At 68.9% G+C, this 25,196-nt stretch carries 24 protein-coding genes and 1 pseudogene; 8 read left to right on the top strand and 17 right to left on the bottom strand.

Features of this window, described 5'->3' with window-relative positions; genetic code table 11:
- Positions 1-210 precede the first annotated feature (210 nt).
- The 8 genes from AB0B89_RS01265 to AB0B89_RS01230 form a co-directional block, all read right to left on the bottom strand.
- A complete protein-coding gene (locus AB0B89_RS01265; RefSeq protein WP_358546342.1) occupies positions 211-1,143 on the bottom strand; it encodes a Gfo/Idh/MocA family oxidoreductase in 933 nt (310 codons plus the stop codon).
- A 94-nt stretch (positions 1,144-1,237) separates the two neighbouring features.
- Complete coding sequence (locus tag AB0B89_RS01260) at positions 1,238-1,648, bottom strand: hypothetical protein (RefSeq protein WP_358546339.1); 411 nt, start codon at positions 1,646-1,648, stop codon at positions 1,238-1,240.
- A gap of 11 nt (positions 1,649-1,659) precedes the next feature.
- On the bottom strand, positions 1,660-2,325 hold the full coding sequence (locus AB0B89_RS01255; RefSeq protein WP_358546336.1) for a DUF433 domain-containing protein: 666 nt from the start codon (positions 2,323-2,325) through the stop codon (positions 1,660-1,662).
- Between the two features lie 311 nt (positions 2,326-2,636).
- Positions 2,637-3,269 carry an NAD-dependent epimerase/dehydratase family protein gene (locus AB0B89_RS01250; RefSeq protein ID WP_358546333.1) on the bottom strand — a complete coding sequence of 211 codons (633 nt, stop codon included), beginning with the start codon at positions 3,267-3,269 and terminating at the stop codon, positions 2,637-2,639.
- Positions 3,270-3,303: 34 nt separating this feature from the next.
- On the bottom strand, positions 3,304-3,648 hold the full coding sequence (locus tag AB0B89_RS01245) for a YrdB family protein (protein ID WP_358546330.1): 345 nt from the start codon (positions 3,646-3,648) through the stop codon (positions 3,304-3,306).
- A 124-nt stretch (positions 3,649-3,772) separates the two neighbouring features.
- Positions 3,773-4,735, bottom strand: coding sequence for an alpha/beta hydrolase (locus tag AB0B89_RS01240; RefSeq protein WP_358546327.1), 963 nt, complete (start codon positions 4,733-4,735; stop codon positions 3,773-3,775).
- 116 nt (positions 4,736-4,851) lie between these two features.
- Complete coding sequence (locus AB0B89_RS01235) at positions 4,852-5,532, bottom strand: alpha/beta hydrolase (RefSeq protein WP_358546324.1); 681 nt, start codon at positions 5,530-5,532, stop codon at positions 4,852-4,854.
- A gap of 125 nt (positions 5,533-5,657) precedes the next feature.
- Positions 5,658-7,889 carry a helix-turn-helix domain-containing protein gene (locus tag AB0B89_RS01230; RefSeq protein WP_358546322.1) on the bottom strand — a complete coding sequence of 744 codons (2,232 nt, stop codon included), beginning with the start codon at positions 7,887-7,889 and terminating at the stop codon, positions 5,658-5,660.
- 316 nt (positions 7,890-8,205) lie between these two features.
- Between AB0B89_RS01230 and AB0B89_RS01225 the strand changes: the two genes are divergently transcribed.
- Positions 8,206-8,928: a TetR/AcrR family transcriptional regulator gene (locus tag AB0B89_RS01225; protein ID WP_358546319.1), complete on the top strand. Its 723-nt coding sequence runs from the start codon at positions 8,206-8,208 to the stop codon at positions 8,926-8,928.
- Here the strand turns inward: AB0B89_RS01225 and AB0B89_RS01220 are convergent, their stop codons facing one another.
- The 3 genes from AB0B89_RS01220 to AB0B89_RS01210 form a co-directional block, all read right to left on the bottom strand.
- Positions 8,929-9,678 (bottom strand): PDZ domain-containing protein, encoded by a 750-nt coding sequence (locus AB0B89_RS01220; protein ID WP_358546316.1) that lies wholly within the window; start codon positions 9,676-9,678, stop codon positions 8,929-8,931. It lies immediately after the preceding gene.
- A gap of 95 nt (positions 9,679-9,773) precedes the next feature.
- Complete coding sequence (locus AB0B89_RS01215; protein WP_358546313.1) at positions 9,774-10,985, bottom strand: ATP-binding protein; 1,212 nt, start codon at positions 10,983-10,985, stop codon at positions 9,774-9,776.
- A gap of 292 nt (positions 10,986-11,277) precedes the next feature.
- Positions 11,278-12,087: a nuclear transport factor 2 family protein gene (locus AB0B89_RS01210; RefSeq protein WP_358546310.1), complete on the bottom strand. Its 810-nt coding sequence runs from the start codon at positions 12,085-12,087 to the stop codon at positions 11,278-11,280.
- A gap of 188 nt (positions 12,088-12,275) precedes the next feature.
- On the opposite strand from AB0B89_RS01210, the gene AB0B89_RS01205 reads away from it, so the two are divergent.
- Positions 12,276-12,818, top strand: coding sequence for a helix-turn-helix domain-containing protein (locus AB0B89_RS01205; RefSeq protein WP_358546308.1), 543 nt, complete (start codon positions 12,276-12,278; stop codon positions 12,816-12,818).
- Positions 12,819-12,927: 109 nt separating this feature from the next.
- On the opposite strand, the gene leuA is transcribed toward AB0B89_RS01205, so the two are convergent.
- The gene (gene leuA, locus AB0B89_RS01200; protein ID WP_358546306.1) at positions 12,928-14,643 is read right to left on the bottom strand and encodes a 2-isopropylmalate synthase; all 1,716 of its coding nucleotides are present in this window, start codon (positions 14,641-14,643) and stop codon (positions 12,928-12,930) included.
- 332 nt (positions 14,644-14,975) lie between these two features.
- Here leuA and AB0B89_RS01195 point away from each other — a divergent pair, with 332 nt between their 5' ends.
- Together AB0B89_RS01195 and ctaD are read left to right on the top strand one after the other, a co-directional pair.
- Positions 14,976-15,221: a DUF2630 family protein gene (locus AB0B89_RS01195; protein ID WP_358546304.1), complete on the top strand. Its 246-nt coding sequence runs from the start codon at positions 14,976-14,978 to the stop codon at positions 15,219-15,221.
- 197 nt (positions 15,222-15,418) lie between these two features.
- The gene (ctaD, locus tag AB0B89_RS01190; protein WP_358546302.1) at positions 15,419-17,089 is read left to right on the top strand and encodes a cytochrome c oxidase subunit I; all 1,671 of its coding nucleotides are present in this window, start codon (positions 15,419-15,421) and stop codon (positions 17,087-17,089) included.
- A 4-nt stretch (positions 17,090-17,093) separates the two neighbouring features.
- On the opposite strand, the gene urtE is transcribed toward ctaD, so the two are convergent.
- The 5 genes from urtE to urtA all read right to left on the bottom strand — a co-directional run bounded on the left by urtE (position 17,094) and on the right by urtA (position 22,153).
- A complete protein-coding gene (gene urtE, locus AB0B89_RS01185; RefSeq protein WP_358546299.1) occupies positions 17,094-17,786 on the bottom strand; it encodes an urea ABC transporter ATP-binding subunit UrtE in 693 nt (230 codons plus the stop codon).
- Complete coding sequence (gene urtD / locus AB0B89_RS01180) at positions 17,786-18,619, bottom strand: urea ABC transporter ATP-binding protein UrtD (protein WP_358546297.1); 834 nt, start codon at positions 18,617-18,619, stop codon at positions 17,786-17,788. Before urtD ends, urtE begins: the two co-directional genes overlap by 1 nt.
- On the bottom strand, positions 18,616-19,716 hold the full coding sequence (urtC, locus tag AB0B89_RS01175; RefSeq protein ID WP_358546295.1) for an urea ABC transporter permease subunit UrtC: 1,101 nt from the start codon (positions 19,714-19,716) through the stop codon (positions 18,616-18,618). Before urtC ends, urtD begins: the two co-directional genes overlap by 4 nt.
- The gene (urtB, locus tag AB0B89_RS01170; protein ID WP_358546292.1) at positions 19,713-20,579 is read right to left on the bottom strand and encodes an urea ABC transporter permease subunit UrtB; all 867 of its coding nucleotides are present in this window, start codon (positions 20,577-20,579) and stop codon (positions 19,713-19,715) included. The genes urtC and urtB overlap by 4 nt, the downstream gene beginning before the upstream one ends.
- Positions 20,580-20,953: 374 nt before the next feature.
- The gene (gene urtA, locus AB0B89_RS01165; protein ID WP_358546289.1) at positions 20,954-22,153 is read right to left on the bottom strand and encodes an urea ABC transporter substrate-binding protein; all 1,200 of its coding nucleotides are present in this window, start codon (positions 22,151-22,153) and stop codon (positions 20,954-20,956) included.
- Positions 22,154-22,511: 358 nt separating this feature from the next.
- Here urtA and AB0B89_RS01160 point away from each other — a divergent pair, with 358 nt between their 5' ends.
- The 4 genes and pseudogenes from AB0B89_RS01160 to AB0B89_RS01145 form a co-directional block, all read left to right on the top strand.
- Positions 22,512-22,814: an urease subunit gamma gene (locus tag AB0B89_RS01160; protein ID WP_262842735.1), complete on the top strand. Its 303-nt coding sequence runs from the start codon at positions 22,512-22,514 to the stop codon at positions 22,812-22,814.
- An 11-nt stretch (positions 22,815-22,825) separates the two neighbouring features.
- Complete coding sequence (locus AB0B89_RS01155; protein WP_358546515.1) at positions 22,826-23,164, top strand: urease subunit beta; 339 nt, start codon at positions 22,826-22,828, stop codon at positions 23,162-23,164.
- Positions 23,157-24,878 (top strand): urease subunit alpha, encoded by a 1,722-nt coding sequence (locus AB0B89_RS01150; protein ID WP_358546285.1) that lies wholly within the window; start codon positions 23,157-23,159, stop codon positions 24,876-24,878. Before AB0B89_RS01155 ends, AB0B89_RS01150 begins: the two co-directional genes overlap by 8 nt.
- Position 24,879: 1 nt before the next feature.
- Positions 24,880-25,196: pseudogene (locus AB0B89_RS01145) on the top strand (hypothetical protein); the annotation flags it as partial.

Raw genomic sequence — 25,196 nt, 5'->3', positions numbered from 1 at the left:
CGATCATGAGACGAGTGGCCTCTCCTCCCGCCTGTGGCCGGGCCCGTAATCCTGAACGGGCCGACGGCCGCGGCAGCGCACTGAACCGGTAACCGGCCGGCGCGCGACATGCCCCTCCCCGTCCCATGGCACACCCCTCCCCCGCGTGCCGGACGGGTGAGGGGTGTGTCTTTCACCGCCGAAAGCCCCTGCGCCCTCCGAGAGGATCGCCTAGCAGGAGCCCTTCGCGCCGAGGGCCTGGGCGACGATGTCCTCGCACACGGCGTGGGTGGCGAGGGCGTCCTCGGCCGAGATGACGCGGCCGTCCCGCACCGAGGAGAGGAACTCGTGGCAGAGCCGCTCGATGCCGCGCTGCCGGGCGACCGGGGTCCAGTCACCGCGCCGGGTCACCGTCTCCCCGCCGGAGTGGTCGGCCACGTCGCCGAGGTTGACGACCCTGCGCTTGCCGCCACCGCCGATCACCTCGCAGGTCTCCTCGCTCGCCCCGCTGACCCTGCTCATGATCCCGATCGCCGTGAACGAGGAACCCCCACCAGAGGGCGGTCCGGAGAGGTGAAGGACCACGTGTTCCAGAAGCCCGTCACGGAGCCGCAGGTCTACCGACATTTCCGAAATATCGCCCGGCGCGAGAAATCGCAGCGTATCCACCACGTGGATGAAGTCGTCGAAGACCACCCGGCGTGGGTCGTCCGGCTGCCCTGCCCGGTTCTTCTGCATGATGATCAGATCACGCGGAAGCTCCCGCAGCCCCGCGTACCCAGGGGCGTACCTCCTGTTGAACCCCACCATGAGCGACCGCCCGCGCTCGCTCGCCAGCCGTACGAGCTTCTCGGCGTCGGCCAGGTCATAGGCGATCGGCTTGTCGACGTACACGTGCGCACCGGCCAGCAGGAGCGACTCCACGATCTCCACATGCGCCCGGGTCGCCGCGTGCACGAACGCCGCGTCGATCCCGGCGTCGATCACCTGCTCGACCGAGGTGTGCCTGGCCGGGACGCGATAGGCCTCCCCCAGGCGGTCGAGCGTCGCCCTGTTCCGCGTGCAGAGCAGCAGATCGATCCCTGGAGTCGCCCCCAGAACCGGCAGATAGGCCTTCTCAGCGATGTCCCCGAGCCCGATCATCGCCACGCGCGTGGTCTCCATCCCGAGAGACTACGGCCGCCACCGCCACCACCGTGCCCGGCGGTCACGAAACCCTGGGTCGACCGGCTGAGCAAGCCACCAGAGGATTCGCATGTCACGTCTTGGAGCGCCGGACGCCCTTCTCCTTGGCTGCCGGCGCGACGTACGGCTCGGTCCCGCGCGACGTCAGCCGCCATACGCCCGAGCGGAACTGACTGGCTTCACTGCACATCGCGGACAGATTGTGCGCGATCAATGTCGTGCGCTCCTCGACCTTCGACTCCCCCGGCAGAAGGAACACCACGACTTTGGCCTTGAGGTAGGCCTGATGCTCATGCGGGCGTTGGAAGATGTGGATGTCCGACGCGATCACTACCCAGCCGTGCTGCCCGACCATCGGGAGCCATTGATCATCAGGCGCACCGAGTGCCTTGTCTCGCGATCCGAACAACTCGGCCGGCGTATGGACCTGATAACCCCAGGCCTGACAGCAGTTTGCGCACGCTGCGGCTGACGCTGTTCTCATCGAGATAGAACTCAGGCGGCGTGGCCCAGGAGGATGCGGGTGGCGGTTCTGACGTCGTCGAGCGTGACTCCGAGCTCATCGACGATCACCTCGGGCGCCTCGCCTGCCTTCATCATGGCGGCGACCTCTGCTACCCGCGTGCGTGTACCGGCGAAGATAGGTTGCCCGAACGCCCGAAGCGGGTCGACCACCACATTCGAGGGAAGGCAGCTTCGCAGGCGCAGACTCCCGGGAAAGCCGTCCTCGGCACGCATGACGTAGTCGAGGTAGTCGGTCACTATCTCGCGGATCACATGCTGACCGGTTCTGGCCTCGATGAGCCCCGCACCGGCTTTGGTGCGTGAGAAGTCCCAGAGAACGTCGATGCCGTCCGTCGCCAACTCGGGAGCAAGGAGGGCGTACTCGTGCCCGAATTCCTTCTGCAGCCGTTGAAGCGCCGGCCGAATCTTGTGCGGCTTCACTCCCGCCCGCTTCAGTGCGTCCAGGACGTACGCCTCGGCCATGGCCACGAACGGCACGGTCGCCTCCCGCGACCCGGCAAAGGGAAGGACATGCAGAAGCGGACTTCCCCGTTCGTAACCCCGCGCCCAGCGGTTGAAGGTCTGCTGCCGGATATCGAGGAAGCGTGCGGCATCGCTCTGATTCAGCAGACCAGCCTGGGTCCTGATGTCGTCCATGTCGCGTTCCTCCTCCCCTTGCCGTGCCCGTCATCATCATCGCCGATCGACCATTCACCGGATAGGGCGCCCCGCCGCAGATGCACCGGCGTGCGCCCTTTCATCGATCACGTTCCGAGTCTCCGTGCGCGACACTCTGATGTCACCGCAGAGGACCCGATCCACTTTCGCTTACACAGCGTAGGGTCCTGGCTACGAGATCGCACGGTGAACGAGGTCATCGGCGGTCGGGTTGATGAGCGGTGAGACGGCGCCAGCGGTGGCGAAATCGCGGGTGGGATGGGGCGTACGCCGGCTGGGAGGCGTGGTGATCATTTGGTGGGGGTGGCGGTGCGCAGCCAGGCGATGGTGTGCGGAAGATACGTCAGGCTGTGCGGCTGGTCGGGGTCCGCGGGAATCCACGCCGTCTTCCCGGCCAGGAGCGGCGCGACGAAGCGGTCACCGAACATCGACTGGTCGGACATCCCCGGCCCGAAGAAGTCGGATCCGCGTACCTCGGTGATCCGTACCCGCCCCGCCTGGTGGGCGGCGAGCGCGTCGGCCCACATCTTCGCCCTCACCCGCCCCTTCGTCCCGGGCGCGGCCAGGGGCAGATCCTCGGTCATCGGGCTGTCGACCGGCCCGTACACGTAGAGGTTGCCGAGGGTGACCAGCACGGCCCCGCTCCGCTCCGCCGCCGTCAGCAGCGCCGTCGCCATCGGGGGCCAGTCCTGCGCCCAGCGGTGGTACCGCGGGTTCGCGCAGTTGTAGAGGGCGTCGGCGCCCTTCGCGAGGTCGGTGAGCCGGCTCGCGTCCCCGGCGTCGGCCGCCACCCGGGTGACCCCCGCCACGGCCGGACCGGATCCGGACCTGGTGACGACGACGACCTCGTGACCGCCCGCCGCGAGCGACTCCGCGAGCTGCGAGCCGACCTGCCCGGCGCCGACGATGACGTGCTTGCCCATGATTCGACCTTCCTATCTGTTCGGGGGGTCGTGCTCAGACCTGGTTCCAGACGATCCGCAGGATCGCGTTCACGACGAAGAGGGCGGCGAACACCACTGACGTGGTGATGAGGCCGGCGCCAGCGGCGGCGGCGATGCCACCGCCGAACCAGACGATCTCCAGGGCGGCGCGGGCCAGACCGTGCACCGGGAGGCTCGCCTTCGGCGACCCGAAGACGCCCCATACGACCGCGAACACGACAGGACCGCCGACTCCCAAGAGGATCTTCAGCCACCACTCGGAGCCGAACGTGAAACCCCAGTAGCAGACGGCCCCGTAGACGCTCAGCTCCAGGAAGAACATCAGGGCGGCGTTGGCGCCCTTGGACATGGCCGACATCTTCGCGCTCCCGCTTGTGAGGTTTACATCGCTCCGCTTCGAGAGCAATGCTCTCTCAAGAGAGCACGTGTAGTCAAGAGCACTGCTCTCGAATTAACCCAACGCTCTCCTCACGAGCGATGGATCATCGAGTCCGCTGGATCCAGGGCCGAGCAGCCGAACGACCAGAAGTCGCCGCAGATGGAGCCGGCGTGCGGGAATCCACCGGCCGGCCGGCACCGAGGACGAAATCGACGATCGCCGAGGTGAAAGCCCCGGGTTCTTCGAGATGCCCCAGATGGCCACTGTCCTTCAGCAGGACGAACCGAGAGCGCGCGATGCCCTCGTGCAGCAGCCGTCCCCAAACGGGTCCGCAGACGAAGTCGTGGCCCCCGCTGATGACCAAGGTGGGCGCGGTGATGTCGCGGAGCCGGTCGCGGCTGTCGAAGGGGTCCTCCCCGGCGCGCATCGGGTCGACCCACGCGCGCACGGTGGCCCGGATGGGGGCCAGGTCGGACTCGTGGGCCCAGTAGTCGGCGAAGTAGGCAGGCAGGACGGCACGCAGACCCTGGGTGCAGGATTCGTTGTCGGTGGCGGCCAAGGTCTTCCGGAAAGCCTCCGGGATACCGGCCGCCTCAGGCTGGCCGGGGTGACGCTCCGGGAGGAGGTCGAGGTTGCTGAGCGCCTGGTTCCAGAACTCCTCCCCCGTGCGTGGCGAGGTGTCGTACAAGATCAGGCCCGCCAGGACGGTGGGGTGGGTGAACGCGTAGCGCTGCGCCACGAGTCCGCCGTGGGAGTGGCCGAGCAGGAACGGTCTCGGCGCGCCCAGATGCTCCACGACGCCGTGCAGGAAATGGGCGTAGGTGTCGATGCGGTAGTCCTGCGGCCGGGACAGGTGTCCCGATCCGCCGGTTCCGATCGGCTCCAGGTAGACCAGCGTCAGATGCTGCTCCAGTTCCGGCATCCGCAGGTACTCCCAGCCGATCCCGGGCCCGCCGGAATGGACGAGGCAGAGCGGGCCGGAGCCCGCCACGTGGAAGCGCTGAAGGACGCCCTGAACGCTCATGGTGTGTGTACCGGGCAGCAACGGGTCGGAGGCGGGGCTCACATGGGCTCCTGACATGGACAGTGCTGCCCCGGGATTCCCGGGGCAGCACTCAGGGGGTCGCGCCTGGGCTGAAGCGGCGGCGCGGGTTGTCGACGAGCGTCACGTCGATTCGGCGGTCAGGCGGCGGCCTGGCGGATGAGGTCGGCGACCACGGCGGGCTGGGAGACGTAGACGGCATGGCTGCCGACGGCTTCGACGACCGACGCTCCGGCGCGCTCGGCCATGGCGCGCTGAGCCGGCGGCGGGATCATGCGGTCGTCGATGGCCACGAGGTACCAGCTCGGCTTGTGCCGCCAGGCCGGCTCGGTGACCGCTCCGCCGAGGGCGTCCACACCCCAGGGAACCTGAGCGTCGGCCATGAACGCGGCCGTCCGCGCGGGCAGGTCGGCGGCGAACGCGCCGTGGAACTTGTCACGGTCGAGGTAGAGGAAGCCGTCGCGCGGGGGCAGGATCGGCGGAACCGGCGCCCCGGGCGGCGGGTCGGCGATGAGCGTGGAGACCGATTCGCCCTTGTCGGGCGCGAACGCCGCGATGTACGCCAGCGCCGCCACGTTGGGGTGGGTGCCGGCTTCGCTGATGACGACCCCGCCGTAGGAGTGGCCGACGAGCACGGCCGGGCCGTCCAGCGCGTCCAGGACCTGGCGGGTCGCGGCGACGTCACCGTCGAGCGACAGGGTCGGGTTCTGGACGATCCGGATCTGGAAGCCGTCGGTGGCGAGGTCGTCGTAGACGCCCTGCCACCCGGACCCGTCCACGAAGCCGCCGTGCACGAGCACGATGTTCGTGATGGTTGTCATGGTCGCTCCTGCGCTGGCCGAACAGGCCCGATGCCTGTTCAATGTGCTTCATTCAAGTCGCGTGGACGATCGCGGACCACGCAGAACAGCACGCAGAAATCCCGAGACGACCGGCTCTGGGCGGCTCAGCGAAGAGCGTCCGCCAGGTCGCGGCAGCGCCCGGCCGGCCCCGCGTCACCGATCGCCTCGAACGCCTCGGCCGCACGCGCGTAGGCTTGGCTGCTCTCCTCGGTCCGGCCGTCCTCAGCGAGGACGGCCGCGAGTGTCTCCAGGGCGCGCGCCTGTGAACCGAACATCTGGAACGGCTCCATGAGAGCGATCGCCTCGGTCAGCGTGGTGATCGCTTCGGCCCTGCGGCCGAGCCGCCCGAGACATTGGCCGACGCGGGCCAGCACCTGAGGCCGGGTGAGCGACACGATGTCCGGTGACATCCCCGAGTCCTCGTCGTCCAGCAGGGCGCGCACCATGAGGAGATGCTCCAGCGCCGCCTCATGGCGTCCGTCGCTGACCAGGCAGTCGCCGAGATTGCTCAGGCTCTGGCAGTAGGCGTCGATGTCGGCGTCGGCCTTGAACATCTCCGAGGCCTTCGTCAGGGAGTCGAAGGCCTCGCCGGTCCGTCCAAGGTGCAGCAGCGCCGTTCCCGCGTACTGGTGCGCCCAGGCGATCTGTGCTGTGGCACCGCTGCGGATGGCGAGGTCCAGCGCCTCGGCCGCGTATCGCATCGTGGCTTCCAGGTCGACGGGCGGCACCAGGTGCACCCAGGCCAGATAGTTGAGCTGCGTGGCGTGCTGCGGCGTGTCGCCGAGTGCGGCGGCGGCCTCGGCGCCGAGCGTGAAGACCTCCCGCCAATGCGGCCCGTGAATCCATCGGTCGGAGAACCAGTGCATCGACTCGGCGCAGTCCAGGACGTCCAGGTGCCGGGCCGCCCCTGACGCGTACCGCAGCGCGCCCAGCCAGTTGTCCGCATTGACGCGCAGCCAGTGCTCGGCCTCCTCGGCGGAGGCGAAATCCTCCAGATCGGCATCTGACCGGCCGGGACGGTCAGGCTGGGGGCCGAACCACCGCCCCGCCATGGTGGCCATCCGCAGCAGCCACGACGTCATCGTCTCGGCGAGCGCGTCGCGCCCGGCCCCGGTCTCCTCCGCGTGCAGCCGATCGCGGGCGAACAGCCGGACCAGGTCGTGGAAGCGGTAACGGCCCGACGCGCCGTCCTCCAGCAGGCCGAGGTCGACGAGCTCGTCGAGGGCGTCCCAGGCATCCTCGACCGAGACGCCGCCGAGCACCGCGGCGAGGGCGGCGTCGAAGTCCCGGCCGGGCACCAGGGCCAGCCGGCGGAAGACCCGCCGCGCGGGCACCGCGAGTTGCTCGTAGGACATCCCGAACGCGGTCGCGATCTTGAGGTCACCGGCTCTGAGCTGGTCGAGGCGCCGCTCCTCATCCGCCAGCCGGCCGACGAAGTCGGCGGCATGCCAGCCAGGCCGGCTGACCAACCGGTTCCCGACGATCCGCAGGGCCAGCGGCAGGCCGCCACACAGCTGAGCAAGCTCGCTGATCGCCGCTCCGCCGTCCGAGTAACCACGCTTGCCCAAGATCCCCGTCAGCAACTCGGCCGCTTCCACCGGCGGCAACGGGCCGAGACTCAGCCTGTGGACACCCTCCAGACCGGCCAGCAGCCGCCGGCTCGTCGCGAACGCTCTGCTTCGGCCGCTGCCTGGAAGGACCGGGCGTATCTGCTCCTCCGACCCGGCGTTGTCGAGCACGACCAGGGCGCGCCGCTCCCGCAGCAGCGACCGGTATAACGAGGCGCGCTCCAGGGGGTCGTGGGGCATGTGCCGATCGGCGGTGCCGAGCGCACGGAGTAGTTGCGTCAGGGCGTCGTACGCGGAGACAGGCCGGGGAGACATGCCGAACAGGTCGACGAAGAACACTCCGTCCGGAAAGTTCGGCCGCAGGACATGGGCGGCGCGGACGGCGAACGTGGTCTTGCCCAGACCGGCAGAGCCGGTGATGAGGGCGACGCCGGCGGCACCCGGCGTGTCGCCGGCGCGCACGAAGTCCTCCACCCAGGCGAGCTCCCCGGCACGGCCGGTGAAGTCGTCAACCGTCCGAGGCGGCTCACACAGGCCGGTCGGACGCGTCCAGTGATCCCTTAGCCGGCCCTCTCGGGCCAGATCGATGAGCTGCGTACGGTCGTCCTCCCCGAGCGAGAGCGCCTGCGCCAGAGCGGTGACGGTCCGGTGCTGGGGTCCTGTGCTGCGTCCGCGCTCCATGTCCGACAGGGTCCGGGCACTGACCCCCGATGCCTCGGCGAGCTGTTCCAGTGTGAGACGTGCCGCGTGCCGATGGTGGCGCAGCAAATCCGCGAAGCTGGGCGGGGTGGAAATGGGGCGCTCCTTCTCGTCACCTGCGGGAGACGGCTCCGAGCTTACGGGCCAGGGTCGCCGGGCCCAAGGGCCGAGAAGATCGTGCGCCGGAGCTGGTGATCGTCAGGGCAGATCCCGCACCGACCCGCCAGGACCCTCAACCATCCGCCGTGACTGAACCGTCGACAAGCCGGTCTCTCTGGCGGAAGGATCCGGACCGATCCTTCCGGTGGGTCCAGGTACGGCCGGACCGCTCCGTCTCGGGATCGTCGCTCTCGTTTCATGTCAGTGCTCTGGTAGCGTGGGGAGGATGAACGCCAGCCGTACCGCGCGCGAACGTGTCCGTGCCGAGCTGATCAGTGAGATCAAGGATGTGGCGCGGCGCCAGCTGGCCGTCGAGGGGGCGGCGGGGCTGTCCCTGCGGGCCGTCGCCCGGGAGCTGGGCATGGTGTCGTCGGCCATCTACCGCTACTTCCCGAGCCGCGACGAGTTGCTCACCGCGCTCATCATCGAGGCGTTCGACGCGGTCGGCACCGCCGTCGAGCAGGCCGACGCGGCGTGCCCCCGCGACCGTCACCTCGACCGCTGGATGGCCGCCTGCCGGGCCGTACGCACCTGGGCGCTCGCCCATCCGCACGAGTACGCGCTGATCCACGGCTCGCCGGTGCCCGGCTACGTCGCGCCCCAGGACACCGCCGCGCCGGCCGCCCGGGACGGGATCGTCATGGGGGCCATCCTGCGCGACGCCCACGTGGCGGGCGAGTTGTCGCCGATGGCCGGGCTCCCGCCCGCCCCCGCCTCCTTCGCGCCCGACGCCGCGCGGTTGCGCGAGGCCCTGTTCGTCGACCTCCCCGACGACCTCATCCTGCGTGCGCTGGAGTCCTGGACCTACATCTACGGCGTGGTCAGCTTCGAGCTGTTCGGCATGTACAAGGGCGTCATCGAGGAGGACCGCGACGCGACGTTCGACCACACGGCCCTGGTCCAGGCCCGGCTGCTGGGCCTGGACCGCGGCGCCTCCTCCGGCGGGTGACTAGCCCTCCTGGTCCAGCGTGACCTGGAGGTTCACCACGGCACCCCTCCGGATGACGGTGACGGGAAACGTCGCCCGGGCGCGCTTGCCCCTCAGCGCGTGGTCCAGCTCGGTGATCGTCGGCGTCCGCACCCCGTCGAAGGACGTGATGACGTCCTCCGCCTGGAGGCCTGAGGCCTCCGTCGCGCTGCCGTGGTCGAGGAAGACCACCCTGACCCCGGTGCCGCCGCTGTTCCTGAGATACGCCGACAAGGCGCCCTGCGTGCCGGGCTTGATGATGACCGTCAGCGGCTGGACGGCCCCGTCCAGGGTGAAGGTGCCGCTGAACCGGCCACCGGCCAGCGGGGCGTCACCGTCCGCCGCGATCTGCACGTCCAGGGGACGGACGAAGGTCCAGGTGCCGGCGCGAAGCTGGGCGGTGGCCGATCTGCGGTCGGGCGCGATCGTGTCCGGGCAGACCGCCCCCGGGCAACGCAGGTTCAGGCCGACGATACGGGTGTGCGCGGGGGCCTGGATGGTGAGGTAGCCGGGCCGTCGCCGGGTCTGGCCGTCCGGCGGATAGGAGACGGGCTTGGCCGGGCCCGGCGCGTCCAGGTCGGGGACGTTCCGCTGGGGCGGCAGCGACCGGACCGGGCCCGCGAGGCTCCGCCGGGAGGCGGGAGCCGCCGCGTCGGCGGAGGTGGCGCCTGCCACGAGCAGACCCGCGCCCAGGACGACCGCGGCGCACGACTTCACACTCTTATGGATCATGCCTTCTCCTCCTGATAAAAACGATCAAGAAGGAGTGTGACACCACGAACACGGAGAGTCACGAATCGGGGCCGGGTCCGACCGGATGGGCATGCTCAGAGCCCTTCCCAGAGGGCGCTCACCGGCATGGCGCGCATCCGATCGCCAATGGGGTGGGTCTGCGTGCCCGTGTAAAGAACGACTCCGACGATGAAGTCATCACCAAGGCGATCGGCCAGGTGTCGCAGCCCCCTGAAGTCGTCGGACCGAACGGTCGATGATGCTTTGATCTCGATGCCGATCACTTGGCCCTGGCGGTTCTCCAGGACGGCATCCACCTCGACCTGGTCCTTGGTGCGATAGTGGAACAACTCGGCGCGCTGCTCGGACCAGGTCAGCTGGCGGGCCAGTTCCATGAGGACGAACCCTTCAAGGAGGGGGCCGAACAGACCCTCTGGTCGCACCAAGCTCCTGGAGTCGGCGCCAAGAAGGTTCGCGGCCACCCCCGAATCCACGAACGCGACCTTCGGTGTACTGATCGCACGGCTGCTGATGTTGCGTGACCACGCGGGGATGCGCTTGGTCAGGAACACCTCGTCGAGCAGCGCCAGATAACGATGGACAGTCGTCGCGGACAGCCCGGCGGCGGTGCTCATCGCGTTGGCGACCAGAAGCTGACCCGACCGCGCGGCCAGCAGCCGCACGAGGGCACGCATCTGCGGTCCTCGTTCGATCTCCGCCAACTGGCTCACGTCTCGTGCGATGAGGTCGGACACGTACGAGTCGAAGAACCGCTCTCGCCGCCGAGGATTCGATCGAGCGACAGCCTCGGGAAAACCCCCTCTGACTATCCGCTCCGCGTACTCGTTGCGCGTGACCGCCGACGTGTGGCTGAGACGCTCACCCTCGGCGAAGAGGGCGTCCACGAAGCCGTCGGCGGTGCCCTCGATCTCGCCCTGAGAGAAGGGCCAGAGCTCGATGGTCTCCATCCGGCCGGGCAGTAGATCCGGAAGCGCCCTTAGGCCCAGCACTCGCGCTGATCCGGTCAGCAGATAACGACCTGGCCGCGGGTGGGTGTCCACCTGCTCTTTGATGGCCAGTAACAGATCGGGCACCCGCTGGATCTCGTCGATCACCATGAGTTCCGGGAAGGCGACGAAACCGGCCGGATCAGTGAGGGCGGCCTGCCGAACCACAGGCGTGTCGAGATTGCGCCACTCGGCCGCACGGTCCTTGGCCAGAAGCCGGACCAATGTGCTCTTGCCACACTGGCGCACACCATTGACGAGCACGACGCGGGTATCGGCCAGGGCCTCCCCGACAGCCACACTCGCGTGCCGAGGAACAACCCTGCCGAGAGGGGTCTGCGAAGGGATGACCACCAGGTCAGCATGACACAGTGGACCCTCCAACGACATGTTGGCCGCCGGTTTCCTGGCACGCTGGTCGCAAGGTTACTGCCACTTTGGCCGGAGGTCTGCTGGCACGTTGGACGCTACTCTGCCGACATGCTAGACGCATGTGTCGATCCACCTAGCAGGACAGGTGTGGCCCGCGCAGGGCTGACCAACTGGACGCGCTCACCCGTCTCACGTTCGGTTCCGTGTACGGTTTCAGCCTTTACATATCGCGCCCCATGGCGGCTGCGGCTGCCAGGATGTTGACGTAGTCGCGCAGATGGGCGATCTGCCCGTTGCGCACGGTGAGCACAACGATGTTGGGAAGCGCGAACTCGCCGGTGGACGCGCTGGTCCCGAGGGCTTCCTGCTCGACGATGATCGTGTCTGGATCGTTGGTGTCGTAGATGGCAAGGGTGCGGTAACGCTCGTACTTGAACGTGTTGGTCTTCCACACTGCGGCTGTCCAACGCACGATCTCGTCCCGGCCCACAAGCCGGGACGGCACGCCCGGGCGTGTGAACGGGAACTCATGGACCGCGTCGACCGCGTACATACGGCCCATGTCATGGGCGGACTGGCGGATAGAGGCTTTTCGCCAACGCTCCAGAACCTCACGCGGACCGGCTTCTTGCTCGCCGAGCGCCGCTCGCCTGGCGGTTATCCTGCGATAGCTGATCTTCCAGCCGCCGGGTTGGCGCGTGACGATGTCGTCGTAGACGACACTGCCGGCCGTTCCGTCGGCCTTGATGCCGATTCCTTTGGATCGGACCCGCGCCGAGCGATCGTCGATTTCGGTGATCACGATGTTGGTGACGTGGTGGCCGACCGGGTTGGCGTCGCCCAATGCGAGCGCGGCCTCACGTATGGCCGCGGTCCCGTGCAACGAGCCGAGGCCGAAGTCGTCCAGGTCATAGGTGACATCTGGGGTGAACAGCTCACCCGCTCGGTCCAGCTCGCCCGCGTCCGTGAGGTGGCCATGGAGATTGATCAGGTCGTTGATGTCGATCCGGTCGTGTTCCGTCAGCGCCATTGGGGTGGCCCCTCCATGCTCGGGGTGAGCCGTGCCAGTAAAGTGAGGCATGGTCCGGTTAGATGGGGGCACGGTAGCGGACTGTGTCCCCGGTTAGCAAGGGTGTGGTGATTGCGCTGGCAGGCCACGAATCGCGGTCGCGTGCCGGGCGTCCGAGGCGAGCAGACGCCCGACGTAACTACGAGCAGTTGGTCGAGCAGGCGCGAATTGCGTTCGCCGAGTTCGGCGTGGACGCCTCCTTGGACGAGATCGCTCGGCGGGCAGGAGTGGCCAGCGGGACGCTGTATCGGCATTTTCCCGCTCGGCTGGATCTCATCGAGGCTGTCCTCGCCGAGCAGATAGCCGGGTTGGTCGACCTTGGTCGCGGGCTGCTGTCAGCCGAGGACGAGTTCGACGCGTTGTCCACGTGGTTGCGTGCTGCGCTCACGCATGCCTTGACCTATCGGGGCCTGGCGGCCGCGGTGATGAACTCGGCGCTCGACCACGGGAATGGCCTGGTATCGACCTGGCATGCGGAAATGTTCGAGGTAGGGGCCGCGTTGCTGGCACGGGCGCGGCAATCAGGCATGGTCGTCGCCGTTGCGGACGAAGCGGATGTGCTGAAGATGGTCGGCGCCATCGCCTGGGCCGCCCAGGACACCCCCGACCGCTCCGCCCAAGCCGACCGCCTGCTCGCCCTCCTCATGAACGGACTACGTCACGGCGGCCTTCCGCATCAAACTGGCAATTAACAACCATCCCATTCGTCTAATAGATGGGACGGTTTGGGTCCTCGTCGCGTACGCGAAGGCGGTGAGCCGGCGCCCATGACGGAGAGGGCGCCGGCTCAGGGGTCGGGGATCAGGGGCGGGAGGCGCGGTTCACGGCGGAGAGGATGGCCTTGAGGGAGGCGGTGATGGTGTTGGCGTCGACGCCGATGCCCCACAGGACCTGGGTGCCGACCTGGCACTCGACGTAGGCGGCGGCCCTGGCGTCACTGCCGGCGCTCATGGCGTGCTCGGTGTAGTCGAGCACCCTCACCTCGACCCCGACGCTGCTCAGCGCGTCGACGAACGCCGAGATGGGCCCGTTGCCCACGCCCTCGATCTCGCGGATCTGGCCGTCGACGCGGATGTCGGCGCTGATGGCGTCCTTCTCGTCGACCTGCGAGACGTTGCGGTGGGCGAGCAGGCCGAAGCGGCCCCAGGGCTTCGCCGGGTTCGGCAGGAACTCGTCTCTGAAGACGTCCCACATCTGGGCGGGGGTGACCTCGCCGCCCTCGGCGTCGGTGTGGGACTGGATGACGCCGGAGAACTCGATCTGCAGGCGCCGCGGCATGTCGAAGCCGTGCTCGGCCTTCATGATGTAGGCCACGCCGCCCTTGCCGGACTGGCTGTTGACCCGGATGACGGCCTCGTAGGTGCGGCCGACGTCCTTGGGGTCGATCGGCAGGTACGGCACGGCCCACGCGAAGTCGTCGACCGGCACCCCGGCCGCCGTCGCGTCGCGCTCCAGCGCCTCCAGGCCCTTCTTGATGGCGTCCTGGTGGGAGCCGGAGAAGGCGGTGTAGACCAGCTCGCCGCCGTACGGGTGGCGAGGGTGGACGGGGAGCTGGTTGCAGTACTCCACGACGCGGCGGATCTCGTCGATGTCGCCGAAGTCGATCATCGGGTCGACGCCCTGGCTGAAGAGGTTCATGCCCAGCGTGACCAGGCAGACGTTGCCGGTGCGCTCGCCGTTGCCGAACAGGCAGCCCTCGATGCGGTCGGCCCCGGCCTGGAAGCCCAGCTCGGCGGCGGCGACGGCCGTACCCCGGTCGTTGTGGGGGTGCAGCGACAGCACGATCGAGTCGCGGTAGGCCAGGTTGCGGTGCATCCACTCGATCTGGTCGGCGTAGACGTTCGGCGTGGCCATCTCGACGGTGGCCGGCAGGTTGATGATGACCTTGCGGTCGGGGGTGGGCTGCCAGACGTCGTTGACGGCGTCGCAGACCTCGACGGCGTACTCCAGCTCGGTGCCGGTGAACGACTCCGGCGAATACTGGAAGTAGATCTCGGTGTCGCCCATCTGGGCGGCGAGCTTCTTGCACAGCTTCGCGCCCTCGACGGCGATCGCCGTGATGCCGTCCTTGTCCTGGCCGAACACCACACGGCGCTGCAGGGTCGAGGTGGAGTTGTAGAGGTGGACGATGGCCTGCTTGGCGCCCCGCACCGCCTCGAAGGTGCGCTCGATCAGCTCGGGCCTCGCCTGGGTCAGCACCTGGATCACCACGTCATCGGGGACGCGGCCCTCCTCGATGATCTGCCGTACGAAGTCGAAGTCGGTCTGCGAGGCGGCGGGGAAACCGACCTCGATCTCCTTGTAGCCCATGCGGACCAGCAGCTCGAACATCTGGAGCTTGCGGTGGGGGTCCATGGGGTCGATCAGCGCCTGGTTGCCGTCGCGCAGGTCGACCGCGCACCACTGGGGGGCCCGTTCGATGACCTTGTCGGGCCAGGTGCGGTCGGCCAGGCGTACGGGGGCGAACGCCTCGTAGCGCTGGAAGGGCATGGGGCTGGGCTGCTGCTGGGGATACATATCGCGTGCTCCTGATCGGTTTCGGAACCGGGGCGGCACACGTCAGGACTTCACACCTGAACTGGTCTGACGAATCAGAGAGAGGTCGCCACCGGGATTAACCCTCAAGCGGCCGACGCGCATGGCTCGCTCCGCGGCGAGGGAGCCGGCCTCTTACAGGCCCTCGCCGCGGCAGCTAAGAAGCAGCCCGCGCAGCATACCCAGACCGTAGCAGACCCCGGGGAGTCACCGGAACGCGACGGCCGATCACGGGGGTCGGACCCCTACCGGCCCTCGCCGGGTGCCGGCCGCCCTTCACCCCGTAGGCTCCGAATGGAGACAGGAGGCACGAGATGCAGGATGGCGAGATCCTCACCAAGATAAGGGAACTCATCGCGGAGGAGCACCTTCTGCGTGAGCGGGTCGGCACGGGAGAGGTGTCCGCCGACGACGAGAAGGCCCGCGTGAGCGAGCTGGAGCAGGCGCTGGACCAGTGCTGGGACCTCCTGCGGCAGCGCAAGGCGCGCCGGGAGTTCGGCGAGGACCCCGACTTCTCCACCCCGCGCCCCGTCGACGAGGTCGAGGGCTACGACCAGTGAGCCCGGCCCCAAGCGCGTACGACGGCCAGGGTTTCGTCAAGAAAGCGTGGCCGCCGCGGTCGGGTCTTTGCCCCTCGTTTCGCCAATAGGCGGCTTTAGCAGGCTGTAATCGAACTACAACCACATGTAGCACGATTGTCAGTCCGTGGCGGGGGGTGTGTCGTGCGAGCGCTACGCGACCATGAGGGGGTGGTCCCGTGACGTCCACCCAGGCACCCCGGACGGAGGAGCCCCGCAAGCCCGTCCGCAAGGGCCAGATCATCATCGGCTGGGCGACCACCACCGACCACAAGGTCATCGGCAACCTCTACCTCGTCACGTCCTTCCTGTTCTTCCTGCTCGCGGGCGTGATGGCGATGATCATCCGTGCCGAGCTGGCCCAGCCGGGACTCCAGTTCGTCACCCAGAAGCACTACAACGAGCTGTTCACCATGCACGGCGCGCTCATGCTGCTGCTGTTCGCCACCCCGCTGTTCGCCGGGTTCGCGAACGCGATCATGCCGCTGCAGATCGGCGCCCCCGACGTGGCGTTCCCCCGGCTCAACATGCTCAGCTACTGGTTGTTCCTGTTCGGCGGCCTGATCGTCATCGCCGGGTTCTTCAACGCCGACGGCCCGGCGGACTTCGGCTGGACCGCCTACGCGCCCCTGTCCACCGACACCTACTCACCCGGGATCGGCAAGGAACTGTGGATCGTCGGGCTGGTCATGTCGGGACTCGGGACGATCCTCGGCGCGGTGAACTTCATCACCACGATCATCTGCATGCGCGCCCCGGGCATGACGATGTTCCGCATGCCGATCTTCACCTGGAACATCCTGCTCACCAGCGTGCTCGTGCTGCTGGCCTTCCCGGTGCTGGCCGCCGCGCTGCTGGTGCTGGAGATCGACAGGAAGCTCGGCGCGCACGTCTTCCGGCCCGAGAACGGCGGCGCCCTGCTGTGGCAGCACCTGTTCTGGTTCTTCGGGCACCCCGAGGTGTACATCATCGCGCTGCCGTTCTTCGGCATCATCACCGAGGTGCTCCCGGTCTTCAGCCGCAAGCCGATCTTCGGCTACATAGGCCTGGTCGGGGCGACGATCGCCATCGCGGGACTGTCAGCCGCGGTGTGGGCCCATCACATGTTCGTCACCGGTCACGTGCTGCTGCCGTTCTTCTCGTTCATGTCGTTCCTCATCGCCGTGCCGACCGGGGTGAAGTTCTTCAACTGGGTGGGCACGATGTGGCGGGGTCACCTGTCGTTCGAGTCACCGATGCTCTTCGCCGTCGGCTTCCTGGTCACCTTCCTCCTGGGCGGGCTCACCGGCGTCATCCTCGCCTCGCCGCCGCTGGACTTCCACGTGAGCGACACCTACTTCGTGGTCGCGCACTTCCACTACGTCGTCTTCGGCACCGTCGTCTTCGCCATGTTCGCCGGGTTCTACTTCTGGTGGCCGAAGCTCACCGGCAGGATGCTCAACGACACACTGGGCAAGTGGCACTTCTGGACGCTGTTCATCGGCTTCCACACCACCTTCCTGGTGCAGCACTGGCTCGGCACCGAAGGCTTTCCGCGCCGCTACGCCGACTACTCCCCGAGCGACGGTTTCACGACCCTCAACCTGGTCTCCTCGATAGGCGCGTTCATCCTCGGGGCCTCGACGCTGCCGTTCCTGTACAACATCTGGCTCACCTGGAAACACGCCCCGAAGGTGACCGTGGACGACCCGTGGGGCTTCGGCAACTCGCTGGAATGGGTGACGTCGTGCCCGCCGCCCCGGCACAACTTCCTGTTCCTGCCGCCGATCCGCTCCGAGCGCCCGGCGTTCGACTACCACTACTCCCACCTCGCCATCGAGACCGAGCGGGCGGGGCGGTCGCCGGCCTGACGGGTCAGACGGCCAGCAGGCGGTGGACCTCCTCCTCGTGGAGTTCCTCGGCGCCGCCAGCGCGTACCACGTGGCCCGCGTCGAGGATGATGAAGCGGTCGGCGAGCCGGAGCGCGAGGTCGAGGTACTGCTCGACGAGGAGCACGGCGAGCCCGGAGGCGTGCAAATGCTCGATGGCCTCCTCGATCTCCAGGATGATCGACGGCTGGATGCCCTCGGTGGGCTCGTCGAGTATCAGCAGCTTGGGGCGGGTGACCAGGGCCCGCGCCATGGCCAGTTGCTGCTGCTGGCCCCCGGACAGGAAGCCCGCCCGCCGTTTCAGCAGCGGCTTGAGCCGGGGGAAGACCGTGAGGGCCTCCTCGATCGCGGTGGGATCCTTGTGCGGGGAGGCCTCCACCGTCACCAGGAGGTTCCCCATCACACTGAGCTGCGGGAACGTCTCGTGCCCCTGGGGGACGTATCCCAGGCCGAGCCGCACCCGCTCGTGGGGCCGCAGCCGCGTCACGTCCTTGCCCTCGAACGTGACGGTGCCCGCCGTGGCGGGCAGCACCCCCATGACGGTGTTGAGCAGCGTGGTCTTGCCCACGCCGTTGCGTCCCATGACGCAGACCAGGCTGCCGGGCCGCACGTCGAACGACACGCCGAACAGCACGCGCGCCCTGCCGTACCCCGACTCCAGTCCCTGTACCGACAGCATCACTCCACCTCTCCGGTGCCCGAACCGGCACCGGCACCGGCGCCCGTTCGCGCACCCTCACTCGCACCTGAACCCACGGCCGGGCCCCCGCCCCTTTCCTTGGCACGGCCGAGATACACCTCCTGGACGCGAGGGTCCGCCCTGACCTGGTCGACGGAGCCCTCCACGAGCACCTTCCCCTCGTGCAGCACCGTCACCTGGGACGCGTACCGCCGCAGGAAGTCCATGTCGTGCTCGACCACGATGACCGTGTGATCCTTGGCGATCTCGGTGAGCAGCTCGCCCGTACGCGCCCGCTCGTCCCCCGACATCCCGGCGACCGGCTCGTCCAGGAGCAGCAGCCTCGGGCGCTGGGCGATGAGCATGCCGATCTCTAGCCACTGCCGCTGGCCGTGGGACAGCACCCCGGCCGGCCGGGCGGCGAGCGCGTCGAGCCCGGTGGTCGCCATCGCCGCGGCGACGGTGTCGGACACGCCGCGCCGCCGCCGAGTCAGCGACCACAGCGGCCGGCGGAACGAGGCGGCCAGGTCGAGGTTCTCCACGACGGTCAGCTGCTCGAACACCACCGAGGTCTGGAACGTGCGCCCGACCCCCATGCGGACGATCTCGTGTTCCCTGCGCCCGACGAGGTCCCAGCCCTCGAACCGCACCGAGCCTCCGGCCGGCCTGGTCAGACCAGTGATCACGTCGATCAGCGTGGTCTTGCCCGCGCCGTTCGGGCCGATGAGGAAGCGCAGCTCCCCCTGCTCGACCGTGAAGTCGACCCCGTCGATCGCCCGGAACCCGTCGAACACCACCGACAGGTCCCTCACCTCCAGCAGCGCGCCGCTCATGCGCGTGCCCTCCTCGGCGGCAGCAGGTCGCGTACGGTCGCGGCCAGGCCGAGGACGCCCTTGGGCGCCAGCGTCATGACCAGGATGAACAGCGCTCCTTGAAGATAGAGCCAGCCGTCGGCGAACTCCTCGCTGAAGGAGGTCTTGGCGTACCCCATGACCACCGCGCCGAGCACGGCCCCCGCCAGCGAGAACCGCCCGCCGACCGCCACCGCCACGACGAGCTCCAGGGACGGCACGACGCCGAGCAGCGCGGGCGAGATGATGCCGACGACGGGTACGAACAGCGCCCCCGCGAGGCCGGCCATGCCCGCCGAGACGGCGAAGGTGATGGTCTTGACGGTCGCCGGGTTGTACCCGAGGAAGCGCACCCGGTCCTCGCCGTCCCTGATCGCGACCAGCAGCCTGCCGAACCTGCTCCGCACGAGCTGCCAGGCCACCAGGTACAGCGCACCGAGGACGGCCGCCACGACGACGTACAGCCCGCGCTGCGTGCCGTCGACGGCCAGGTCCTGCCCGAACAGGTCGAAGAAGTTGGTGAGGCCGTTCGTCCCGCCGGTCAGGCCCTGCTGCCCGACCAGGAGGATGACCATCGCGGCGGCCAGCGCCTGCGTGAGGATCGCGAAATAGGCGCCCCGCACGCGCTGCCGGAACACCAGCGACCCGAGCAGCACCGCGAGCAGGACGGGCCCGATGACGGCGAAGGCGACGGCGAAGATCGGGTTCTCGAACGGGATCCACAGCGCGGGCAGCCTCTCGACGCCGCTCCACACCATGAAGTCAGGCAGGTCGCCCCCGGCGTCGTGGAGCTTGAGGTACATGCCCATGGCGTAGCCGCCGAGCCCGAAGAAAACGCCCTGGCCGAGGGTGAGCATGCCGCCCTGGCCCCACGCCAGCCCGATGCCGAGCGCCACGATGCCGAAGCAGAGGTACTTGGCCAGGAGCCCGAGCCGGAAGGGCTCCAGCACCAGCGGCACCACCACAAGCGCCACCACGGCTATCAGGACGAACACGGCCGGCCCGCGAAGCCGGGCGAGCCAGGGCCGGCCGGGCTCCGGCGGCGCGAGCCGGACGACGTCGCGCACGGTCGTGGTCATGTCAGCGCCCGCGATCTGAGCACGAACAGGCCCTGCGGCCGTACCTGGAGGAACGCGATGATCGCCACGAAGACGATGACCTTGGCCAGGCTGGCGTCGGTCCAGAACTCCGCGTACGAGTTGAGCAGCCCCAGCGCGGCCGCCGCGATCACCGCGCCGCGCAGTTGCCCGAGGCCGCCGGCGACCACGACGAGGAACGCGTCCACGATGTAGTACGTGCCGAGGGCGGGGCCGACGGGACCGATCAGCGTGAGCGCGACCCCGGCGACGCCGGCGAGGCCCGAGCCGATGAAGAACGTGAGTTGGTCCACCCGTCCGGTGTCGATGCCCATGACGGCGGCGAGCCGGCGGTTCTGCATGACCGCCTGCATGCGGCGCCCCTGGGACGTACGGCTCATGTAGCCCCAGATCGCCACGACACTGGCGACGGCCAGCGCGAAGATGAAGAGCCGGTTGTACGGCAGGATGCCGAAGCCGCCCTGCAGCCAGGCCGGCGCCCGCACCTGCACGTTGGGGGCGCCGAACAGGTCCCTCGCGAGTTGCTGCAACACCAGGCTGACGCCCCAGGTGAGCAGCAGGGTGTCGAGGGGGCGGCCGTAGAAGTGCCGGATCGCGGTGCGCTCCAGGATCAGGCCCATGAGCCCGGCCACGCCGAACGCCACCGGCAGCGCCACCAGCACCGCCTGGCGTCCCGCCCAGCCCTGGAGCAGGTACGCGGTGTAGGCGCCGGCCATGATGAACTCGCCGTGCGCCATGTTGATCACGCCCATCTGGCCGAACGTGAAGGTCAGGCCGAGCGCGATGAGCAGCAGCACCGCCCCGATCGAGAGCCCGATGGGAAGCTGGTTGACTATGGCCTCCATCGCGGCCTCACCTCCCCCGCCCTTCCCCGCGTGTCCCCCCGCCGCGTCGTCTCCGCCCGCCGCGTCATCTCCGCTCGCCGCGTCGCTTTCGCCCGCCGCGTCATCTCCGCTCGCCGCGTCGCTTTCGCCGGCCGCCGGGCGGCCGTGTCGCTGTCGCTGTCGCTGATGGGGCTCTCCTCGTGCTCGTGCCTGTCCTCGCCCCTGGTCCCCTGGTCCCCTGGTCCCTTCGATCGGTTCCGGAACGCGGGCCGCGCCGCGTCTCCGCGCCGCGGTCATGTCCGCGGTCGGGTCGCGCCCGCGTTCCGGACCCGTCGTGGGTGGCCGGGTGGAGACTCCCCCTCGACCCGGCCACGTTCATGTGGGCCGCCTCGCCGCTAGGCGAGACCACCGGCCCAGGGGTAGGTCTTGAGGTAGGGGTCGGGCTTGATCGGCTTGCCGGAGTTCCAGACCTCCTTGATCTGGCCGTCCGGTTCGACGACGCCGATCCTGGCGGTCTTGTACATGTGCTGGTTCTCGCCGTCGATGGTGACGGAGCCCTCGGGCCGTTCCAGGGTGATGCCGCCCGCGGCCTTCTTCACGGCCTCGACGTCGGTCGAGCCGGCCTTCTTGACCGCCTCGGCCCACAGGTAGACGGCGTTGTAGCCGGCCTCCATCGGGTCGGAGGTCACCCGGTCGGCGCCGTACTTCGCCTTGAATGCCTCGACGAACTTCTTGTTCGCCGGGTTGCCGGTGGTCTGGTAGTAGTTCCAGGCCACCAGGTGGCCGGCGACGTTGTCGACGCCGATGCCCTTGACCTCCTCCTCGGCGACGCTCACCGACATGACGGGCATCCGCTCGGCGGTGATCCCGGCGCTCTTCAACTGCTTGAAGAAGGCCACGTTGCTGTCGCCGTTGAGGGTGTTGAACACCGCGTCGGGTCTGGCCTGGACCACCTTGTTCACGAGCGTGCTGTATTCGGTGTGGCCGAGCGGGGTGTATTCCTCGCCGAGAACCTGCATTCCGTTCGCCGCCGCGTACGCCTTGATGATTTTGTTGGCCGTACGCGGGAAGACGTAGTCGCTGCCGACCAGGAAGATTTTCTTCTTGCCCTTTTCCCTGAGATAGTCGAGGCCGGGCACGATCTGCTGGTTGGTCGTGGCGCCCGTGTAGAAGATGTACGGCGAGCTCTCCAGACCCTCGTACTGCACGGGGTACCACAGCAGGGCCTTGCGCTTCTCGAAGACCGGGAGCATGGCCTTGCGGCTCGCCGACGTCCAGCCGCCGAAGACCGTGGCGACCTTGTCCTGCGCGATCAGCTTGGTGGCCTTCTCGGCGAAGGTGGGCCAGTCGGACGCGCCGTCCTCCACCACGGGCACGAGCTTCTTGCCGAGCACGCCTCCGGCGGCGTTGATCTCCTCGATCGCGAGCAGTTCCGCGTCACGGACGGTGACCTCGCTGATCGCCATGGTGCCGCTCAGGGAGTGCAGGATGCCGACCTTGGTGGTGGAGGAGTCCCCTCCCGCCGCCGTCGTGCCGCCCGTGGTCGTCGAGGACTGACCACCACAGGCCGCGAGCCCGGTTGCCAGGACCGCCATCGCGGTCCCGATACGCCAAGCTGAATTCCGCAATTAATCCTCCTTGCCGATACGGCCCCCGCACCGACCCATCTGCCGCCAAGGTGATCGAGTGAGGTTTCCCGCCGAGGTCGCGGTTGTTAATTGCCGTTTACCGGGTCATCACCGAAACAACATGATGGGTCCGGCCGGCATGGCCGTATAAGGCGCCCGGCGGGCACCGCGATGAACTCCGGGAAGCCCCGTCACCGCCGGAGAGCCTTTGCCGTGAATTCACCCGCCGGGCCGGCGGACGAGATCTCCCGCCCCGCGAACGGCCGACACACAGCGGAAATGCCGATGTCACGTCACGGAAACGGTCGTTGCCTAGTGTCCGGCCATGCGGCTCACCCCACACGAACAGGAACGCCTGCTCATCCACGTCGCGGCGGGCGTCGCCAGAGACCGCCAGGCCAGGGGGCTGCGCCTCAACCATCCGGAGGCGACCGCGATCATCGCGTCCTTCCTCCTGGAGGGCGCCAGGGACGGCCGTACCGTCGCCGACCTGATGGAGGCGGGACGCAAGGTCCTCCGCCGCGAAGACGTGATGGAGGGGATCCCCGAGATGCTGGAATCGGTGCAGATCGAGGCGACGTTCCCTGACGGCACCAAGCTCGTCACCGTCCACCGGCCCATCCAGTGAGCGCCGAGCCCATGGTGCCCGGCGAGGTCGTCTTCGGCGAGGATCCCATCCCGCTGAACCCGGGCCGCGAGCGCGTGACCCTCCGCGTGGTCAACACCGCCGACCGGCCGATCCAGGTCGGATCGCACTACCACTTCGCCGCCGCCAACCCGGGGTTGTCCTTCGACAGGGACGCCGCGTGGGGCAGGCGGCTCGACGTGCCCGCCGGCACCGCCATCAGGTTCGAGCCCGGCATCGAGCGCGACGTGGCGCTCGTGCCGATCGCCGGACGCCGGATCGTCCCCGGCCTGCGCCTCGAATGGGCCGGGCCCCTCGACACACGCGCACCTGACGGGGGTTCGCATGACTGAGCCGACGATCGGCCGTTCCCGGTACGCCATGCTGTACGGCCCGACGACCGGCGACCGCGTCCGGCTCGCGGACACCGACCTGTTCATCGAGGTCACCGACGATCTGAGCAGGGGGCCGGGCGCGGGCGACGAGGTCGTCTTCGGCGGCGGCAAGGTGATCCGCGAGTCCATGGGGCAGGCCAGGACCACCCGCGCCGAGGGCGCCCCCGACCTGGTGATCACCGGCGCGGTCGTCCTCGACCACTGGGGCGTGGTGAAGGCCGACATCGGGGTCAGGGACGGGCGGATCACCGCCATCGGCAAGGCCGGCAACCCCGACACGATGGACGGCGTCCACCCCGACCTGGTGATCGGCCCCTCCACCGAGATCCTGGCGGGCAACGGCAAGATCCTCACCGCAGGGGCGATCGACTCGCACGTCCACCTGATCTGCCCGCAGATCGTGGACGAGGCGCTGGCGGCGGGCGTCACCACGATCATCGGCGGCGGCACCGGACCGGCCGAGGGCACCAAGGCCACCACCGTCACGGGCACGTGGTATCTGGCGCGCATGCTGGAGTCGATGGACGGCATGCCCGTCAACGTCGCGCTGCTGGGCAAGGGCAACACCGTCAGCGCCGAGGGGCTGACCGAGCAGCTGCGCGCCGGGGCCTCGGGCTTCAAGCTCCACGAGGACTGGGGCACGACGCCCGCCGCCATCGACGCGTGCCTGCGCGTGGCCGACGCCACGGGCGTGCAGGTGGCCATCCACACCGACACCCTCAACGAGGCCGGGTTCGTCGAGTCGACACTCCAGGCCATCGGCGACCGGATGATCCACGCCTATCACACCGAGGGGGCGGGGGGCGGGCACGCGCCGGACATCATCCGCGTCGCGGCCTACGCAAACGTGCTGCCGTCCTCGACCAACCCGACGCGCCCGCACACGATCAACACGCTCGACGAGCACCTCGACATGCTGATGGTCTGCCACCACCTCAACCCGGCGGTGCCGGAGGACCTGGCCTTCGCCGAGTCGCGTATCCGCCCCTCGACGATGGCCGCCGAGGACGTGCTGCACGACATCGGCGCGATCTCGATGATCGGATCCGACTCCCAGGCGATGGGCCGGGTGGGCGAGACCGTCATCAGGACCTGGCAGACCGCCCATGTGATGAAGAGGCGCAGGGGCGCCCTGCCCGGGGACGGCCGGGCCGACAATCTCCGCGCCCAGCGCTACGTCGCGAAATATACGATCTGCCCGGCCGTCGCCCACGGGCTGGACGAGCACGTCGGCTCGGTGCAGGTCGGCAAGCTGGCCGACCTCGTGCTGTGGGAGCCGGCGTTCTTCGGAGTGAAGCCGCAGCTCGTGGTGAAGGGCGGCGTCATCGCCTACGCGCAGATGGGCGACGCCAACGCCTCCATCCCGACGCCGCAGCCCGTGATGCCCCGGCCGATGTTCGGCGCGGCGCCGGTCACCGCGGCGGCCACGTCGCTGCACTTCGTCGCGCCGCTCGCCATCGAGGACGGCCTGGCCGACCGGCTGCGGGTGGCCCGCCGCCTGGTGCCGGTCTCCGACGTGCGGCGGCGCGGGAAGGAGTCCATGCCGCTCAACGACGCGCTCCCGGCGATCGAGGTGGACCCCGACACGTTCGCGGTCCGCGTGGAGGGCGAGCTGATAGAGCCCGCCCCGGCCGAGGAACTTCCCATGGCCCAGCGCTACTTCCTGTTCTGACATGAACGCGGCGCTGCTGTTACTCGCCGACTCCCGGCTCCCCGCCGGTGGCCACGGCCACTCGGGAGGAGCCGAGGAGGCGGTGCGGATCGGGGCGATCACCGGCCCGGAGGACCTGGCGCGGTTCCTCCGTGGCCGGCTCGCCACGACCGGCCTGGTCGCCGCCGCGCTCGCCGCCGCCGCCTGCGAGCTGTGCGCCTCGGGCGAGGACGGGACGCGCGCGCCGGGACCCCCGGAAGCCCCACCCCCACTCCCACCCGGACCCCCACCCCCACCCCCACGCCGACCCCGACTCCCACTCCGACGCCGACCGGCACG

Source organism: Sphaerisporangium sp. NPDC049002, from assembly GCF_040649355.1.
Lineage (GTDB): Bacteria > Actinomycetota > Actinomycetes > Streptosporangiales > Streptosporangiaceae > Sphaerisporangium.
This window is presented reverse-complemented; position numbering and strand designations above follow the sequence as displayed.